This is a genomic window from Pelagibius sp. CAU 1746, assembly GCF_039839785.1.
Classification (GTDB): domain Bacteria; phylum Pseudomonadota; class Alphaproteobacteria; order Kiloniellales; family Kiloniellaceae; genus Pelagibius.
Genome location: NZ_JBDOQT010000001.1, coordinates 696431 through 712692, shown reverse-complemented (window position 1 = coordinate 712692; position 16262 = coordinate 696431). Strand labels below are relative to the sequence as shown.

Sequence of the window (16262 nt, the reverse complement as noted above, 5' to 3'; positions counted from 1 at the left end):
CGGCCCGGCGGGGTCCAGCCGGCGGCGGTTCCGGAGCCGGCGCTCTCCTTCCACTTCGCTGCTGCCCGCGCCCGGGCGCCGGCGCACGTCAGCTTCACGGCGGGGCTCCATCCGCCACAAAATTCACGACCTGAGATGAGCCGTTACAACGCCAAGGAAACCGAGGAGAAGTGGCAGAAGCGCTGGGAAGACGCGCGCTGCTTCGCCGTCGAGGAGGACCCTTCCCGGGAAAAATACTACGTCCTGGAGATGTTCCCCTACCCCTCCGGCAAGATCCACATGGGCCACGTGCGCAACTACACGATCGGCGATGTGGTGGCCCGTTACAAGAAGGCCAAGGGCTTCAACGTCCTGCACCCCATGGGCTGGGACGCCTTCGGCCTGCCGGCGGAGAACGCCGCCATGGAGCGAGGCGTCCATCCGGCGAGCTGGACCTACGACAACATCGCGACCATGCGCGATCAGCTGAAGCTGATGGGCCTGTCCCTCGATTGGGACCGCGAGATCGCCACCTGCCATCCCGGCTATTACGCTCAGCAGCAGCGCCTCTTCGTCGAGATGATGAAGAAGGATCTGGTCTACCGGAAGGAATCTTCGGTCAACTGGGACCCCGTCGACCAGACCGTCCTGGCCAACGAGCAGGTCATCGACGGCAAGGGCTGGCGCTCGGGCGCGCCCATCGAACGGCGCAAGCTGTCGCAATGGTTCTTCAGGATCACCGCCTTTTCCGACGAGTTGCTGGCCGCCCTCGACGGGCTGGAGCGCTGGCCGGAGAAGGTGCGCCTGATGCAGCGCAATTGGATCGGCCGCTCCGAGGGCGCGACCGTCCGTTTCGAGATCACCAATCACTCCGGAGGCCGCCACGACCGCCTGACGGTCTTCACCACGCGTCCGGACACTCTGTTCGGCGCCTCTTTCTGCGCCATTGCAGCGAATCACCCCTTGGCCGCGGAGATCGCAGAGACCAACCCGGAGGCCGCGGCCTTCATCGCCGAGTGCAACCGCCTGGGCACCAGCGAGGAAGCCATCGAGACGGCGGAGAAGCAGGGTTTCGACACCGGCCTCACCGTGCAACACCCCTTCGTGGCGGATCTGCAGCTGCCCGTCTACATCGCCAACTTCGTGCTGATGGAATACGGCAGCGGCGCCATCTTCGGCTGTCCTGCGCACGACCAGCGCGACCTGGACTTCGCGCGCAAGTACAAGCTGCCGGTGATCCCGGTGGTGTTGCCGCCGGACGCCGACGCGGCGACCTTCGAAGTGGGCGACGAGGCCTTCACTGGCGACGGCAAGGCCTTCAACTCCGGCTTCCTGGACGGGCTGGGCGTGGCCGAGGCCAAGCGCGCGGCGATCGACAAGCTGGCCGCACAGGGCGATGGCGAAGGCACCATCCAGTATCGCCTGCGCGACTGGGGTATCTCGCGCCAGCGCTACTGGGGCTGTCCGATTCCGGTGATCCACTGCGCCGGGTGCGGCCCACAGGGGGTGCCGGCCGAGGATCTGCCGGTACGGCTGCCCGACGACGTGACCTTCAACCGCCCGGGCAATCCGTTGGTGCATCACCCGACGTGGAAGCACACCACCTGCCCCAAGTGCGGCGGCGCGGCGGAGCGCGACACCGACACCATGGACACCTTCGTCGATTCCTCCTGGTACTTCGCACGCTTCTGCAGCCCGCGCGCCGAAGCGCCGTTGGAGCGTGGCGCCGTGGACTACTGGTTGCCGGTCGACCAGTACATCGGCGGCATCGAGCACGCGATCCTGCATCTGCTCTACGCGCGTTTCTTCACCCGCGCCCTGGCCGAGGTGGGATATGTCGGGGTGGCCGAGCCCTTTGCCGGCCTGTTTACCCAGGGCATGGTGTGCCACGAGACCTACAAGGACAGCGACGGAAAGTGGCTGTTCCCCGAGGAGGTCGAAAAGACCGCCGACGGCGGTGCGCGTCTGGTCGAAGGCGGCGCGCCGGTGTCGGTCGGCCGCGCCGAGAAGATGAGCAAGTCGAAGCGCAACGTCGTCGACCCCGAAGCCATCATCGGCACCTATGGCGCCGACACCGCGCGCTGGTTCATGCTGTCGGATTCGCCGCCCGAACGCGACATGGAATGGACGGACGCCGGCGTTGAAGGCGCCTGGCGCTTCACCCAGCGTCTGTGGCGGCTGGTGAACGAGAACCTGGAGAACCTGCCGCCGGTCGGCGCGCCCTTGCCGGGCGACCTCTCCGACGCCGCGGTCGAGCTGCGACGCGCGGTGCACAAGACCGTCGATGCCTGCAGCGACGACCTGGAGCAGTTCCGTTTCAATCGCGCCGTGGCGCGGATTTACGAGTTGGCCAACAGCCTGGCCGCCTTCAAGGCGGCCGACGCCGCAGGGCTCTGGGCGTTGCGCGAGGGCTTGGAGCTCGTCGTGCGCCTGATCGGCCCGATGATGCCGCACCTGGCCGAAGAGCTTTGGGCGCAGCTCGGGCACGACGGTTACCTGGTCGATGCGCCATGGCCCACGGCGGTTGCCGAGCTGGTGAGCGACGAGAAAGCCACACTGGCGGTTCAGGTCAACGGCAAGAAACGTGCTACCATCAGTCTGTCGGTCGACGCGGCGGAAGAGGATGCCAAATCGGCGGCGCTGGCCGAGCCGGCCGTGCAACGCGCGATGGACGGCAAGGCAGCGCGAAAGGTCATCGTTGTAAAGAACCGGATCGTCAATGTCGTGGTCTAGAAGAACGATTTGCAGTTTGGGCTTGGGCACCATTGCGACGGCCGCCATCGGCGGGCTGAGCGGTTGCGGCTTCCAGCCGCTGAACGCAAGGCAGGACGATGGAGGCTCGGTGTCCGCCAACCTGTCGACGGTGCGCATCGAGCCGCTGCGCGACCGCGTCGGGCAGCAGATGCATAACTTCCTGCGCGATCGGCTCAATCCTCAAGGGCAGCCGGTGTCGCCGAGCTACCGACTGGCCGTGCAGTTGACGGAGTCCTTGAGTGAACTGGGCGTGCGCCGCGACGAGACGGCGACGCGTGCCAACCTGCGCATCGACGCCAAGTTTTCGCTGTTCGATTTCGGCGGCGGCGAAGCGCTCTTTTCCGGAAGCTCCAGTTCCACCACGAGCTATGACATCTTGGAAAATCCCTTCGCCACCACGGTGTCGGAAGAAGACGCGCGCGACCGGGCGCTTGGCGAAGTCGCGGACGACATTCAAACCCGCCTGTCGATCTACTTCTCCTCAACGTAACCGCGGAGCGGGACGACGGTGAAGCTGAACGCGAAGCAGGCCGAAAGCTTTGTGCGATCTCCCGATCCGGCGGTACGCGCGGTCCTGCTGTACGGTCCCGACGCGGGCTTGCGCCGGGAGCGCAGTGCTGCGTTGCTGGCGAAGATCGTCGACGATCCGGCCGATCCCTTTGCCGTCAGTGAGTTGACCGGCGCGCAGTTGGCCGAGGATCCGGCTCGGCTGGCCGATGAGGCGGCGGCGCTGGTGTTCGGCGGTGGTCGGCGCTTCGTACGCGTACGCGATGCCGGCGACAAGGCGACCGCGACGGTAAAGGACTTTCTGTCGGGATCGCCGGGCGACGCCTTCGTGGTCATCGAGGCCGACGATCTGCCGGCGCGCTCGACTTTGCGCAAGCTCTTCGAAAGCGACAAAGCGGCAGCGGCTCTTGCCTGTTACCACGATGACAGCCGCAGCCTGGAGGCGGTGGTGCGGAGTTTTTTTGCCGATGCCGGGTTGGCGATCGGTCGGGATGCCGTCGCCTTCTTGAGCGCGCACCTTGGCGGAGACCGCGAGTTGACCCGGCGGGAGCTGGAGAAGGTGCTGCTGTTCAAGGGCGCCGGCACCGGCGAGGTGACGCTGCAGGACGTCGAGATCTGTGTCGGGGATTCGGCGCTGCTCAGCCTGGACGACGTCGCCTTGGCGACTGGCGCCGGGAATCTTCCGGCGCTGGAGCGCGCAGTGGCGCGCAGTTTCACGGAGGGCAACTCACCGATCAGCCTGCTGCGGGCGGCAGCGCGGCACTTTCAGAGAATTCATGCGGTGGCCGGTGCCGGCGGCGCGGTGGACGATGCGATGAAACGCCTGCGTCCGCCGGTGTTCTGGAAGACGGCCGCTGCGTTCAAGGCCCAGGCTGAGGCTTGGCGCCCGGCGCAGCTCGCCCGCGCCTTGGAAAGACTGCTGGAAGCCGAGGCGGCCTGCAAGCGCACCGGGGCGCCGGCGGAAACCCTGGCTTCGCGGGCGCTGCTGGAGATCGCCGCCAACGCGCCGGGACGCCGGCGGCGCGCCGGCTGATTCTGCGGAGAGTTCTCTGCCTGATCGGGATCAGGTGTTGGCCGGCGGCATCTGGTTCAGCCGATGCAGGACATCGTCCAACTGCTCCAGGGTCCGGTAGTGAATGGTCAGCGAACCGCCATTGCCCTGAAAGTTGATGCTCACCTTAAGACCCAGCAGGGCGGTGAGATCGCGCTCCAACGCCAAGGTGTCGGTGTCCTTGCCCTTGTCGGCGTCGGCCGGCTTGGCCGCCTTGGGTCCGGAGGGGGCGGCCTTGGCGCTCTGCACCAGCTTTTCGGCCTGACGCACGTTGAGGCCGCGGCTGATGATCTTTTGGGCCAGCTCCTCGGCGTCGTCGCAGCCGATGAGGGTGCGGGCATGACCGGCGGTCAGCTTGCCTTCGTCCAGCAGCAGTTTCACGCCCTCGGGCAGACCCAGCAGGCGCAGGGTGTTGGCGATGTGGCTGCGGCTCTTGCCCAGGGTGCGGGCCAGGTCTTCCTGGGTATGCTGGAACTCGTCGATCAGACGTTTGTAACCCTCGGCCTCTTCCAATGGGGTCAGGTCTTGCCGTTGGATATTCTCGACAATCGCCAGTTCGAGAGATTCGGCGTCGGTGAGATCGCGGATGAGAACCGGAACTTCGTGCAGCTTGGCGATCTGGGCGGCGCGCCAGCGGCGTTCGCCGGCGACGATTTCGAACTCGTTGGGCCGGTCCGCCAGGCGGCGCACAAGGATGGGCTGCAGAATACCTTGGGCCTTGATCGACTCCGCCAGGGCGTTGACCGCGGCTTCGTCGAAATGATGGCGTGGCTGGAAACGCCCCGGGCGCAGGTGCTCGATCGGCACGGTCTTGGTGGAGCGCACCTTGTCGAGCGAGGCGTAGTCCTCGTTCTCTTCGCCAAAAAGGGCGGCCAGGCCGCGGCCCAGATTGGTGCGCTTGGCGTGATCCGATGATGGCCCGTCAGTCATGTCGCAGTCTTCCCCATCCCGGCCGAGACCTCCCCCGCATGCGGGCGCCTCCCGGGATCTCGCAGCATCGCGGCGCTTACGCGCAGGCCCCTTCAGCCCGCCATGGCGCCATCGGTTTCATTCCGCTATCGGAATGAATAAATACATGGTTCACCGAAAGAGTCTAGCCTAGGACGCCAGAGCCGGCTCGCCGGCCAGGTCGTTCTCCCGCTGCAGGATCTCCCGCGCCAAGCGGATGTATGCCTGGGCGCCGGCGCAACGCATGTCGTACAGCAGCACCGGCTTGCCGTGGGACGGCGCTTCTGAAACCCGCACGTTTCGGGGGATCATGGTCTTGTAGACCCGGTCGCCGAGATACTCGCGCACATCGGCGGCGACCATCTCGCAGAGATTGTTGCGGCGGTCGAACATGGTCAGCACCACGCCCTGCAGCGTCAGAGCCTGGTTGAGCCCGCGGCGTACGCGGTCGATCGTCCGCATCAGGTGGCTGAGGCCTTCCAGGGCATAGAACTCCGCCTGCAGGGGCACCAGCACGGAGTCCGCCGAGACCAAGGCGTTGAGGGTCAGCAGGCCCAGGGCCGGCGGACAATCGATGATCACGAAGTCGTACTTGCCGCGGGCGGCCTGGATCGCATTGCGCAGCCGGTACTCGCGCTGCGGCACGTCGATCAGTTCCAGCTCGGCGCCCGAGAGATCGACGCCCGAAGGCACGATGTCCATGCCCGGCACCAGGGTCTTGGTCACTGCCTCGGCGATCGGCATGGCGTCGAGCAGCACCTGATAGACGCTGTGGCTGCGCTGATCGCTCGCCACGCCCAAGCCGGTGCTGGCATTGCCCTGCGGGTCCATGTCGATGATCAGGACCTGCTTGCCGCAGGCGGCCAGAGCCGTCGCCAGGTTGACCGTCGTCGTGGTCTTGCCGACCCCGCCCTTCTGATTGGCGACAGCAAGAACGCGGGTCGCGGCCGAAGTTGGCGGGATCGACCCACGCTCCGGACTGGCTTCAATATGTTGTAGGTTCAAGACGCTCCATCCCCAAGAGATAGAAGTTTGAGACGCAAGATTGAACCCTCGGGATCTGTCTCGCTCTCAAAGCGGTCTATCTGCAGTCTCCACTTTTTGCCCGCCTCGGTCAATTCTTCATCGACCCGTCTGCCCTTGAGAAAGAGCCCGACAGCGGCTTTATCCCCACCTTTCGGCACCAGGAATCGCTCCGTCAGGGCCAGCAGCCGCGGCAGAGGCGCGAAGGCGCGGCAGGTCACCACGTCGACGGCGGGCAGCGCCGCCGCCAGCGCCGGACTCTCCACGCGCAGGGGATGGATCTCCACCGGCGCGCCGGTGACCCGCGCCACCTCCCGCAGGAACTGCGCCTTGCGCTGGTCCGCCTCCACCAGATGCACCACGCCGCAGCCCAGCAACGCCAGCACCATCCCCGGAAAGCCGGCGCCCGCACCGACATCGAGAATAACCCGCCCCTCAGGACCAGGCGTCTCCGGCAGGTGGTCGCGCAACTGGGCGGAGTCGAGGAAGTGACGGCGCCAGAGATCGTCCAGCGATCTTGGACTCACCAAGTTGATGGCGGCGTTCCATTTGGCGAGAAGGGCCGCATAGCCGAGGAACCTGTCCAGTGTTTCACGTGAAACAGCGAGACGATCCCGAAATTCCTCTGGGCTCAACGGCGTAGCTGCACCGCCCTTGGCAGCGGACATCCCCTGCCCTCAGGCCGCCGAGGGCCGCGACGGCGCGGCAGCCGCGGCACCGCGCTTCTTCACATGCCGCAGCAAGGCCATAATTGCTGCCGGCGTCACGCCGGGGATTCGCGCCGCCGATCCCAGGGTCGCCGGCCGGCTCGTGGTTAATACCTGCCTGATTTCATTGGAGAGACCGCCCACTGCGGCGTAGTCGAGGTCGGCCGGCAATTCCAGCGCTTCGTCCTTGCGGAAGGCGCGGACGTCGGCGTCCTGCCGGGCCAGATACCCCTGATACCGGCCCTCGATCTCGATCTGCCGCGCCACTGCCGGCTCCAGAGACCGCAGCTCCGGCCAGATTTCCGCGAGGCCAGCCACGTCCAGCGCCGGGTAGCGCAGCAGTTCGAAGGCACTGCGCCGTACGCCGTCCTGATTGATGGCGACCCCGGCCGCCGCCAGGCTGTTGGGAGTCGCCGTCAGGGACTCAGCCAGGGCCCGCCCCGCCTCCAGCGCCGCCATGCGGGCCTCGAAGACCGCGCGCCGGGCCGGACCGACGCAGCCCAGTTCGAGCCCCTGGCCGGTCAGGCGCTGATCGGCGTTGTCGGCCCGCAGCCGCAGACGGTACTCGGCCCGGCTGGTGAACATGCGGTAGGGTTCGCTGACGCCGCGGCTCACCAGATCGTCGATGAGGACGCCGATGTAGGCCTCCGCACGGTCGACGACGAAAGGCTCCCGGGTGCCGCCGGCCCGCAATGCGGCGTTGAGGCCGGCGATCAGCCCTTGGGCCGCCGCCTCCTCGTAGCCGGTGGTGCCGTTGATCTGCCCTGCCAGAAACAGCCCCGGCAGGCGCCGGGTCTCCAGGGACACCTTCAACTCGCGTGGGTCGACGTAGTCGTACTCGATGGCATAGCCCGGCTGCAGCATCACCGCGGCCTCGAGGCCCGGGATGGTCTTCAGCAGGGCGAGCTGCACGTCCTTGGGCAGCGAGGTGGAAATGCCGTTGGGATAGACCGTCGGATCGTCCAGCCCTTCCGGCTCCAGGAAGATCTGGTGCTGGCCGCGCTCAGCGAAGCGCACCACCTTGTCCTCGATCGACGGGCAGTAGCGCGGTCCGACGCTCTCGATCTGGCCGGAATAGAGCGGCGCCCGGTCCAGGTTGTCGCGGATCAGCGCGTGGCCGGCTTCGGTCGTTGCGGTGATATGGCAGCTCACCTGCGGCCGGGTGATGGCCGCCGTCAGGCTCGAAAAGGGCTCCGGGTCCAGGTCGCCGGGCTGCTCGGACAGGCCCGCATAGTCGATGGTGCGGCCGTCAAGGCGCGGCGGCGTGCCCGTCTTCAGCCGTCCGAGGGCGAAGCCGGCCCGCGCCAAGGTCGCGGCCAGGCCGACGGCCGGCGCCTCGCCGACCCGCCCGGCGGGGATCCGCTCCTCGCCGATATGGATGAGCCCGCGCAGGAACGTGCCGGTGGTGAGCACCACCGCAGCGGCCCGCAGCTCCTGCCCCGCCGCCGTCACCACCCCGCAGCAGACCCCGCCGTCACCGATCACCAGGTCTTCCACCGCCGCCTCGACGACGGTCAGGCCCGCCTGCCCGGCAAGCGCCTCCTGCATGGCCTGGCGGTAGAGCGCCCGATCCGCCTGGGCGCGCGGTCCGCGCACGGCCGGTCCCTTGCTGGCGTTGAGCATGCGGAACTGAATCCCGGCGGCATCCGCCACCCGGCCCATGAGTCCGTCGAGGGCATCGATCTCGCGCACCAGATGGCCCTTGCCGAGACCGCCGATGGCCGGATTGCAGGACATGATGCCGATACTGTCGCGGCGGTGAGTGACCAGCGCCGTGCGCGCACCCAGGCGCGCTGCAGCCGCCGCGGCTTCGCAGCCGGCGTGTCCGCCGCCCACGACGATCACATCAAAGGTCTTGGTCTCAGCCATGACTGCCCCAGTTGGGTCCGGCCATCCTCACGTTGCCGCGGGTTATAGCAGGCCGCCGGCCCCGATCAAGACCGGAACAGGCGGCCTCGCGGCCCAGCGGCATCCCCTACCGCCCCTCGGTGCCGGCAATGTTTCACGTGAAACATCTAGTAGGACCCCCTACTACTTGCCGATACAGAAGTCAGAGAACACAATATCTAGTAGGTCTTCCACGTCGACCCGCCCCGTCACCCGGCCCAACGCCCGCAGCGCAAGCCGCAACTCCTCGGCCACCAGTTCGGGCAACTCCGCCGACCGCCCCCGCGCCAAGGCCTCCAGACAATCCTCCAGCGCGCGGCGGTGACGATGCCGGGTGATGGCCGCCGCGGCCTCGGCACCGCCGAAGCTCTCCCCCGCCAGGGACACCAGCCGCTCCAGCACCTGGTCGAGGCCAGTCCCCGTCTTGGCCGACACGGCGATCGGATCCCAGTCGCCGAGCCGCCGGCCCAGCCCTCGCACCGCCTCGGGCGCGCAGAGATCGGCTTTGTTCAGCAGCACCAGGGAGCGGCTGTCGTGCAAGGCCGCCACTCCGTCCAGCACCGCTTCGTCGCTGAGCGCCGCGTCCAGATCGACCAGCAGCAGCTTGATGTCGGCGCGTTCGGCGCGCTCGCGGGCCCGCGCCATCCCCGCCCGCTCGATGGCCGCTTGCGGTTCGTCGGCCTTCTCCAGGGCGCGCAGCCCGGCGGTATCGGCCAGCGTCACCGGGTAACCGCCCAGGTCCAGGTGCACCTCGACGATGTCGCGGGTGGTCCCGGCCGTTTCCGAAACGATGGCCACGTCGCGCCGCGCCAGGGCGTTCAGCAGCGACGACTTGCCGGCATTGGGCGCGCCGAGAATCACCGCAGAAAGCCCCTCGCGCAACCGCTCGCCGCGATGCCGGTCGTCCAGCGCCGCGGCGATCTCGGCCGCCACGGCCTCCGCCTCCCCCAGCGCCGCCGCCCCGAGATCCTCGGGCAGCTCCTCCTCGACGAAATCGATGGCCGCCTCGAAGTGCGCCAGCACCCGGGTCAGCCGCGCCGCCCAGTCGCCGATCCGCCGCGCCAGGCCGCCCTCCATCTGACGCAGGGCCTGGCGGCGCTGAGCCTCGGTCTCCGCGTCGATGAGGTCGGCCAAGCCTTCGACGGCGCTCAGGTCCAACTTGCCGTTGTCGAAGGCGCGCCGCGTGAACTCGCCGGCTTCGGCCGGGCGCAGCCCGGGCTGCCCCGCCAAGGCCTCCAGCGCCGCCGCCACCACGGCGCGTCCGCCGTGCAGCTGCAGCTCGCCCAGGTCCTCGCCGGTAAAACTGGCCGGGCCGGGAAACCACAGCAGCAGGCCGTGGTCGATCACGCTTCCCGCCGCCGGATCCATGATGCGCCGCAGCACGGCCCGGCGCGGCTCGGGCAGCGGATCGCCGGCCAGCGCGCGCAGCGCGGCACCGCTTTGCGGTCCGGAAATCCGGATCACCGCGACACCCGCGCGGCCCGGCGCCGTGGAGGGCGCGAAAATGGTCTCGTCGGTCATGACATTGCGGGCCTCTGGGGCCTTCTGAAGACTCTGCGTCCGGCGGCGGCCTTGCGCTATTCGTCCGGCGGCGTCTCGTCGCCGGGCTTCAGCATCAGGCGGGCCACCCGGCCGCCCTGCAACAGATGCGTCTGCAGGATCTCCTCGGCATCCTCGATGCTGCGATAGTGATACCAGACGCCTTCGGGATAGATCACCATGACCGGACCCAGCTCGCAGCGGTCGAGGCAGCCGGACTGGTTGATGCGCACACCCTCCAGGCCCAGTTCCTTGGCGCGCGCCTTCAGATAATTGCGCAGGCGCACCGATCCCTTCTCCTTGCAGCAGCCGCGCTCGTGTCCCGGCGGGCGCTCGTTCATGCAGCAGAAGACATGGCAGCGGAAATAGGGATCCGGATCGTTCCGGGCGCCTGTCCCGGCATCCCGGTTCAGGACCTCCTTTTTCACGGTATCATCCATAACTTATTGTTTTTCCTCTTTCTTTCCAGCTCCTCCGCTGGACATCTGGGCCCAGAAAGCCTTCTGCAGCTGCTCCCAGCCCTGCAGCCCGGCCGGCAACCAGGTCTTGAAGAGCTGCTCCGGTTCCATGGCCTGCAGGTTGGCCATCATCCGCTTCTGCAGTTCGGCCATCAGCGCCTCCTGCATCGGCGCCACGTCCGGCAGGCCCAGAAAGGCGCGCGCTTCCTCCGGCGTGCACTCAATATCGATGTGAATCTTCATCGCCGTCGCCCTTCCCTGCATGAGATCCCCGGAACGCAACTCTGCGGCAGGCGCATCCGGGGACTGCGTTCCCCGCGTCCGGCCACGACAAACCCATTCAGCATTTGTGGTTGAGCCACCAAGGGCCTACGGCCCATATAGGAAATCCGAGACTACATGCCAGCCACCGGCCGCCGCAATCCCCCCGGGCAGAATCCAGGGGCGGCAGCCTTATCCGCACGGCCTCACGGCGCAGCGCCGAGAAGGGACACATCCGCATATGGCCGAGGCCGACGCCCCCCGGACCGAGTCCTCCCAAACCGGCGGCAACCGCCTGGGCGGGGAGACCAGCCCCTACCTGCTGCAGCACCGCGACAACCCCGTCGCCTGGCGGCCTTGGGGCGAGGCGGCCTTCGCCGAGGCCCGCGCGAGCGGGCGGCCGGTCCTGCTCTCCGTCGGCTACGCCGCCTGTCACTGGTGCCACGTCATGGCCCACGAGAGCTTCGAAGATCCGGACATCGCCGCGCTGATGAACGAGCTCTTCGTCAACATCAAGGTCGACCGCGAGGAACGCCCGGACGTTGACAGCATCTATCAGTCCGCTTTGGCGCTGCTCGGCGAGCACGGCGGCTGGCCGCTCACCATGTTCCTCACGCCCGAGGGCGAACCCTTCTGGGGCGGCACCTACTTCCCGCCGGAGCCGCGCTACGGCCGCCCGGGCTTTCCCCAGGTCCTGAGGGCGGTGGCGGAGATCTACGCCAACGACAAACCGCGCATCGAGAAGAACACCACGGCGCTGAAGGACGCACTGAGCAAGCTGTCGCGCAACCACCGCGGCGACGCCATTGCGCAGAGCGCCCTCGACCAGGTGGCCGGGCGTCTGCTGGGCGAGGTCGACCAGGCCAACGGCGGCATCGGCGGCGCGCCCAAGTTTCCGCAGCCCAATGTCCTGAAGCTGCTGTGGCGCGCCTGGAAGCGCAACGGCGATCCGGCTCAGCGCGACGCCGTCGACCTGACCATGACCAAGATGGCTCAAGGCGGCATCTACGATCATCTGGGCGGCGGCTTTGCCCGCTATACCGTCGACGCCTACTGGCTGGTGCCGCACTTCGAGAAGATGCTCTACGACAACGCCCAGTTGCTCGAGGTGCTGACCTGGCTGTGGCAGGACACGCGCAACCCCCTCTACGAGCAGCGGGCGCGCGAGACCGTCGGCTGGGTGCTGCGCGAGATGATCGCCGACGGCGACGGCAGCGGCAGCGCACCTTGCGGCGCCTTCGCGGCCAGCCTGGACGCCGACAGCGAAGGCGAGGAAGGCAAGTTCTACGTCTGGAGCGCCGAAGAGATCGACGCCCTGCTCGGCGCCGATGCCGGCCTCTTCATGCAACACTACGACGTGCGCCCCGGCGGCAACTGGGAAGGCAAGACCATCCTCAACCGCTCGGCCGCCCCGGGCCTGGCCGACGCCGCAACCGAAGCCAGGCTCGCCGCCTGCCGGGAGAAGCTGCTGGCGGCGCGCAGCCAACGGGTCTGGCCGGGCTGGGACGACAAGGTCCTGGCCGACTGGAACGGCCTGATGATCGCCGCCCTGGCCGAGGCGGCGCCGGTCTTCGGCGAAGCCGCCTGGCTCGACGCGGCCGAGACCGCCTTCGCGTTCGTCGCCACGCAGATGGCGCGCGACGGCCGGCTCTGCCATGCCTGGCGCCACGGCCGGCTGAACCACCCGGCGACCCTGGACGACTACGCCAACATGGCAGCCGCCGCCGTTTCCCTCCACGAGGCGACCGGCAAGGCCGCCTACCTGGCCCAGGCCGAGGCCTGGTGCGAGACCCTGGACCGGCATTACTGGGACGCCGCCAACGGCGGCTACTTCCTGACCGCCGACGACGCCTCCGGCCTCATCGTCCGCACCAAGACGGCCTACGACAGCGCCACGCCGTCCGGCAACGGCACCATCCTCGCGGTTCTCGCGCGCCTCTTCTATCTGACCGGCAAGGCCGCCTACCGGGAGCGGGCCGAGGCTCTGGCCACCGCCTTCTCGGGCGAACTGCTGCGCAATTTCTTTCCTCTGGCCAGCCTCCTGAACGGTGCCGAGATCCTGGAAAACGCCCTGCAGATCGTCATCGTCGGCCCACGCGGGGCGGCCGAAACCGACACCCTGGTGGAAACGGTCACCCGCCACTGCCTGCCCAACCGGGTCTTGCAGGTGCTGAGCCCCGAGGACGATCTGCCGCCGGGCCACCCCGCCGCCGGCAAGGGCCAGGCCGGCGGGAAAGCCACGGCTTATGTCTGCCGCGGACCGAACTGCTCCCTGCCGATGACCGACGCCGACGCCCTTGCCGAAGCCCTCGCCCCGCGCGAAGATCGTGCATGACCCGTCATCGCCTCACCGTCCAGACCGACAGCGGCCCGGTGATCCTCACCGAGGAAGATGGCGCCATCGTCGCCGTGACCTGGCATAGACCGGGGCGCAGTGCCGCGCCTCCGCAGGAACCCGGGACGACTCCCTTGCTGCACGACGCAGCGCAGCAACTGCGCGACTACTTCGCCGGCGCGCGCCGGCAATTCGACCTGCCGCTGAAGCCGCGCGGCAGCGAATTCCACCGCGCGGTGTGGCGTGAGATGCTGGCCATTCCCTACGGCCAGACCAAATCCTACGGAGACCTGGCAAAGGCGACCGGCAGCATCGCGCGCGCCGTCGGCACCGCCTGCGGCGCCAACCCCATTCCGATCTTCATTCCCTGCCACCGCGTGCTCGCCGCCGACCGGCAGCTCGGCGGCTTCTCCGGCGGCGAGGGGCCCGAGACCAAGGCCTTCCTCCTGACCCTGGAAGGCGCCTGGCCGGTGCAGCACGCCCTGCCTCTCTAACACATTCCCGGCACCGGCGCCGTCCGGCACTGCGCCGGGTCCGGCTTTCGGCTAGGCTGGAGCAGATCAGGGTCCGATGGACTCGCCGAGGGCGATCCAACTACCCTGTGAGTCCGCTCTATGCTTTTGAGTGAGACCGGATTCACAGGTTCAGTCGGCAAGATGTAGCGGCGGCCGGCAGGATGCCTCCAAGCGGCCAAGACCGATGCACAAACCGATGCGCAACAAGGGAAGCAAACAAGGGAAAGGCCATGGCTGAACTCACCATCAAAGTGCCCGGCGGCAGCTTCAACGCCTACCTGGCTGTGCCCAGGCAATTGGACGCGGCACCCGGTGTCGTCGTCGCCCAGGAAATCTTCGGCGTCAATCGGGTCATGCGCGAAACCTGCGACTGGCTCGCCAGCCAGGGCTTCGTCGCCATCTGCCCCGATCTTTTCTGGCGTATCCAGCCGGGCATCGACATCACCGACAAGACCAAGGCGGAATGGGACCGCGCCTTCGAACTCTTCAACCTCTTCGACGTCGACAAGGGCATCGAAGACATGAAAGCGGCCTTGGCGGCGCTGCGCGTCCACGACGCCTGCACCGGCAAGGTCGGCTCCGTGGGCTACTGCCTGGGCGGCAAGATCGCGTTCCTGATGGCGACACGCTCGGACACCGACGCCAGCGTCGGCTACTACGGCGTCGGCCTCGGCGACCTGCTGGGCGAAGCCGGCAACATCTCCAAGCCGCTGATGCTGCACGTCGCCGAGAAGGACCAGTTCTCCTCGGCGGAGGAGATCGCCAAGGTGACCGACACCCTCGCCTCCCACGCCAATGTCACCGTCAACGTTTACGGCGGCCAGGACCACGCCTTCGCGCGCCCGGGCGGCGAACACTACAACCAGGCGGCGGCGACCCTCGCCAACGGCCGCACCGTCGCTTTCTTCAAGGAGCATCTCGCTTGATGGTCAAGGCAATCCGCATTCACGCACCCGGCGGCCCCGAGGTCCTGAAATACGAAGACGTGGAAGTGCCGGCCCCCGGGCCCGGCGAGGTGCTGCTGCAGCAGAAAGCCTGCGGCTTGAACTACATCGACGTCTATCACCGCATGGGCGCCTACCCGCTGCCCTACCCGGCCGCCATCGGCATGGAAGGCATGGGCGTGGTCGAAGCCGTCGGCGGCGGCGTCGAGGCCTTCAAGCCCGGTGACCGCGTCGCCTATGCCGACATGCCGCCGGGCGCCTATGCCGAGGCGCGGATCATGCCGTGGCACCGCCTGGTGAAGCTGCCCGACAGCATCGACGACCGGACCGCCGCGGCCATGATGCTGCAGGGCATGACGGTGGAATATCTCATCCGCCGCACCTTCAAGGTTCAGAAGGGCGACACGGTGCTGTTCCATGCCGCCGCCGGCGGCGTCGGCCTCATCGCCTGCCAGTGGCTGAACCACATCGGCGCCACGGTGATCGGCACGGTGGGCTCGGACGAGAAGGCCGAGCTCGCCAAGGCGCATGGCTGCGACCACACGATCAACTATCGCGAAGAGAATTTCGTGGAGCGCGTGAAGGAACTGACCGACGGCAAGGGCGTCCCCGTCGTCTACGATTCCGTCGGCAAGGACACCTTCGAGGGCTCGCTCGACTGTCTCAAGCCGCGCGGCATGATGGTGCTCTTCGGCGCCGCCTCCGGCCCCGCGCCCTCGATAGACCCGAACCTGCTGAACAAGAAAGGCTGCCTCTACCTCACGCGCCCCAGCCTCATGGTCTACAACAAGGAGCGCGCGGAGCTCGAGGCCTGCGCCTCGGCGCTCTTCGAGGTGGTGACCTCCGGCAAGGTGAAGATCGAGGTGAACCAGACCTATCCCTTGAGCGAAACCGCCCAGGCGCACCGCGATCTGGAGGCGCGCAAGACCACCGGCTCCACCGTGCTGCTGCCGTAGGGGCTGCTGCCGTAACGAAGAAGGAACAGGAAATGGCCAAGGGATACTGGATCGCGCACGTCGACGTGCATGATGCCGAGGCTTACAAGAAGTACATCGCGGCCAACGCGGAGGCTTTCAAAGAATATGGCGCGCGCTTCCTGGTGCGCGCCGGCCAGTCCGAAACCGTCGAGGGCAGCGCGCGCAGCCGCAACGTGGTGATCGAGTTTCCCAGCTACGACGCGGCGCTGGCCTGCTACCGCTCGCCGGCCTATCGGAAGGCGATTGCCTTCCGCCAGGACGCGTCGCAAGGCGACCTCGTCATCGTCGAAGGCTACGACGGCCCGCAGCCGGGCGACTGATCCGCGACCCGCAGCCGCAAGACGTGAAAAACCCGGAGCGGGATATTCGCTCCGGGT

The 16262-nt window shown here is 67.7% G+C and carries 15 protein-coding genes; 8 read left to right on the top strand and 7 right to left on the bottom strand.

Annotation, left to right across the window (positions count from 1 at the left end):
• Positions 1-135: 135 nt before the first annotated feature.
• From leuS to holA, 3 genes are read left to right on the top strand one after another with little or no spacing between them, the layout of a single operon-like run.
• Entirely contained in the window at positions 136-2712 is a 2577-nt protein-coding gene (gene leuS / locus AAFN88_RS03305) for a leucine--tRNA ligase (RefSeq protein ID WP_347518145.1), read from the top strand.
• 22 nt (positions 2713-2734) lie between these two features.
• On the top strand, positions 2735-3223 hold the full coding sequence (gene lptE / locus AAFN88_RS03300) for an LPS assembly lipoprotein LptE (RefSeq protein ID WP_347518144.1): 489 nt from the start codon (positions 2735-2737) through the stop codon (positions 3221-3223).
• Between the two features lie 18 nt (positions 3224-3241).
• Entirely contained in the window at positions 3242-4273 is a 1032-nt protein-coding gene (holA, locus tag AAFN88_RS03295) for a DNA polymerase III subunit delta (RefSeq protein ID WP_347518142.1), read from the top strand.
• Between the two features lie 30 nt (positions 4274-4303).
• Here the strand turns inward: holA and AAFN88_RS03290 are convergent, their stop codons facing one another.
• The 7 genes from AAFN88_RS03290 to AAFN88_RS03260 all read right to left on the bottom strand — a co-directional run bounded on the left by AAFN88_RS03290 (position 4304) and on the right by AAFN88_RS03260 (position 11096).
• Positions 4304-5221, bottom strand: a complete 918-nt coding sequence (locus tag AAFN88_RS03290) for a ParB/RepB/Spo0J family partition protein (protein WP_347518140.1) — start codon at positions 5219-5221, stop codon at positions 4304-4306.
• A 168-nt stretch (positions 5222-5389) separates the two neighbouring features.
• The gene (locus tag AAFN88_RS03285; protein ID WP_347521625.1) at positions 5390-6202 is read right to left on the bottom strand and encodes an AAA family ATPase; all 813 of its coding nucleotides are present in this window, start codon (positions 6200-6202) and stop codon (positions 5390-5392) included.
• Between the two features lie 38 nt (positions 6203-6240).
• Positions 6241-6897, bottom strand: a complete 657-nt coding sequence (rsmG, locus tag AAFN88_RS03280) for a 16S rRNA (guanine(527)-N(7))-methyltransferase RsmG (RefSeq protein ID WP_347521624.1) — start codon at positions 6895-6897, stop codon at positions 6241-6243.
• A 42-nt stretch (positions 6898-6939) separates the two neighbouring features.
• Positions 6940-8838 (bottom strand): tRNA uridine-5-carboxymethylaminomethyl(34) synthesis enzyme MnmG, encoded by a 1899-nt coding sequence (mnmG, locus tag AAFN88_RS03275; protein WP_347518138.1) that lies wholly within the window; start codon positions 8836-8838, stop codon positions 6940-6942.
• Between the two features lie 162 nt (positions 8839-9000).
• Positions 9001-10377: a tRNA uridine-5-carboxymethylaminomethyl(34) synthesis GTPase MnmE gene (gene mnmE, locus AAFN88_RS03270; RefSeq protein ID WP_347518136.1), complete on the bottom strand. Its 1377-nt coding sequence runs from the start codon at positions 10375-10377 to the stop codon at positions 9001-9003.
• Between the two features lie 56 nt (positions 10378-10433).
• On the bottom strand, positions 10434-10835 hold the full coding sequence (locus tag AAFN88_RS03265; protein ID WP_347518134.1) for a (2Fe-2S) ferredoxin domain-containing protein: 402 nt from the start codon (positions 10833-10835) through the stop codon (positions 10434-10436).
• A gap of 3 nt (positions 10836-10838) precedes the next feature.
• Entirely contained in the window at positions 10839-11096 is a 258-nt protein-coding gene (locus tag AAFN88_RS03260) for a DUF6489 family protein (RefSeq protein WP_347518132.1), read from the bottom strand.
• A gap of 259 nt (positions 11097-11355) precedes the next feature.
• Here AAFN88_RS03260 and AAFN88_RS03255 point away from each other — a divergent pair, with 259 nt between their 5' ends.
• From AAFN88_RS03255 to AAFN88_RS03235, 5 genes are all read left to right on the top strand, one after another.
• Positions 11356-13449 (top strand): thioredoxin domain-containing protein, encoded by a 2094-nt coding sequence (locus AAFN88_RS03255; protein ID WP_347518130.1) that lies wholly within the window; start codon positions 11356-11358, stop codon positions 13447-13449.
• Positions 13446-13943 carry a methylated-DNA--[protein]-cysteine S-methyltransferase gene (locus AAFN88_RS03250; RefSeq protein ID WP_347518128.1) on the top strand — a complete coding sequence of 166 codons (498 nt, stop codon included), beginning with the start codon at positions 13446-13448 and terminating at the stop codon, positions 13941-13943. The genes AAFN88_RS03255 and AAFN88_RS03250 overlap by 4 nt, the downstream gene beginning before the upstream one ends.
• Positions 13944-14194: 251 nt before the next feature.
• Positions 14195-14890 carry a dienelactone hydrolase family protein gene (locus tag AAFN88_RS03245; protein WP_347518127.1) on the top strand — a complete coding sequence of 232 codons (696 nt, stop codon included), beginning with the start codon at positions 14195-14197 and terminating at the stop codon, positions 14888-14890.
• Positions 14890-15864 (top strand): quinone oxidoreductase, encoded by a 975-nt coding sequence (locus AAFN88_RS03240; protein ID WP_347518125.1) that lies wholly within the window; start codon positions 14890-14892, stop codon positions 15862-15864. The genes AAFN88_RS03245 and AAFN88_RS03240 overlap by 1 nt, the downstream gene beginning before the upstream one ends.
• Positions 15865-15896: 32 nt before the next feature.
• Positions 15897-16205: a DUF1330 domain-containing protein gene (locus AAFN88_RS03235; protein ID WP_347518124.1), complete on the top strand. Its 309-nt coding sequence runs from the start codon at positions 15897-15899 to the stop codon at positions 16203-16205.
• The last annotated feature ends 57 nt before the right edge of the window (positions 16206-16262 follow it).

Coding starts and splice junctions, on each gene's coding strand:
- AAFN88_RS03260 (WP_347518132.1), bottom strand. CDS start 11,096: ATGAAGATTCACATCGATATTGAGTGCACGCCGGAGGAAGCGCGCGCC.
- mnmE (WP_347518136.1), bottom strand. CDS start 10,377: ATGACCGACGAGACCATTTTCGCGCCCTCCACGGCGCCGGGCCGCGCG.
- AAFN88_RS03245 (WP_347518127.1), top strand. CDS start 14,195: ATGGCTGAACTCACCATCAAAGTGCCCGGCGGCAGCTTCAACGCCTAC.
- AAFN88_RS03235 (WP_347518124.1), top strand. CDS start 15,897: ATGGCCAAGGGATACTGGATCGCGCACGTCGACGTGCATGATGCCGAG.
- leuS (WP_347518145.1), top strand. CDS start 136: ATGAGCCGTTACAACGCCAAGGAAACCGAGGAGAAGTGGCAGAAGCGC.
- AAFN88_RS03255 (WP_347518130.1), top strand. CDS start 11,356: ATGGCCGAGGCCGACGCCCCCCGGACCGAGTCCTCCCAAACCGGCGGC.
- AAFN88_RS03240 (WP_347518125.1), top strand. CDS start 14,890: ATGGTCAAGGCAATCCGCATTCACGCACCCGGCGGCCCCGAGGTCCTG.
- AAFN88_RS03265 (WP_347518134.1), bottom strand. CDS start 10,835: ATGGATGATACCGTGAAAAAGGAGGTCCTGAACCGGGATGCCGGGACA.
- AAFN88_RS03290 (WP_347518140.1), bottom strand. CDS start 5,221: ATGACTGACGGGCCATCATCGGATCACGCCAAGCGCACCAATCTGGGC.
- AAFN88_RS03250 (WP_347518128.1), top strand. CDS start 13,446: ATGACCCGTCATCGCCTCACCGTCCAGACCGACAGCGGCCCGGTGATC.
- mnmG (WP_347518138.1), bottom strand. CDS start 8,838: ATGGCTGAGACCAAGACCTTTGATGTGATCGTCGTGGGCGGCGGACAC.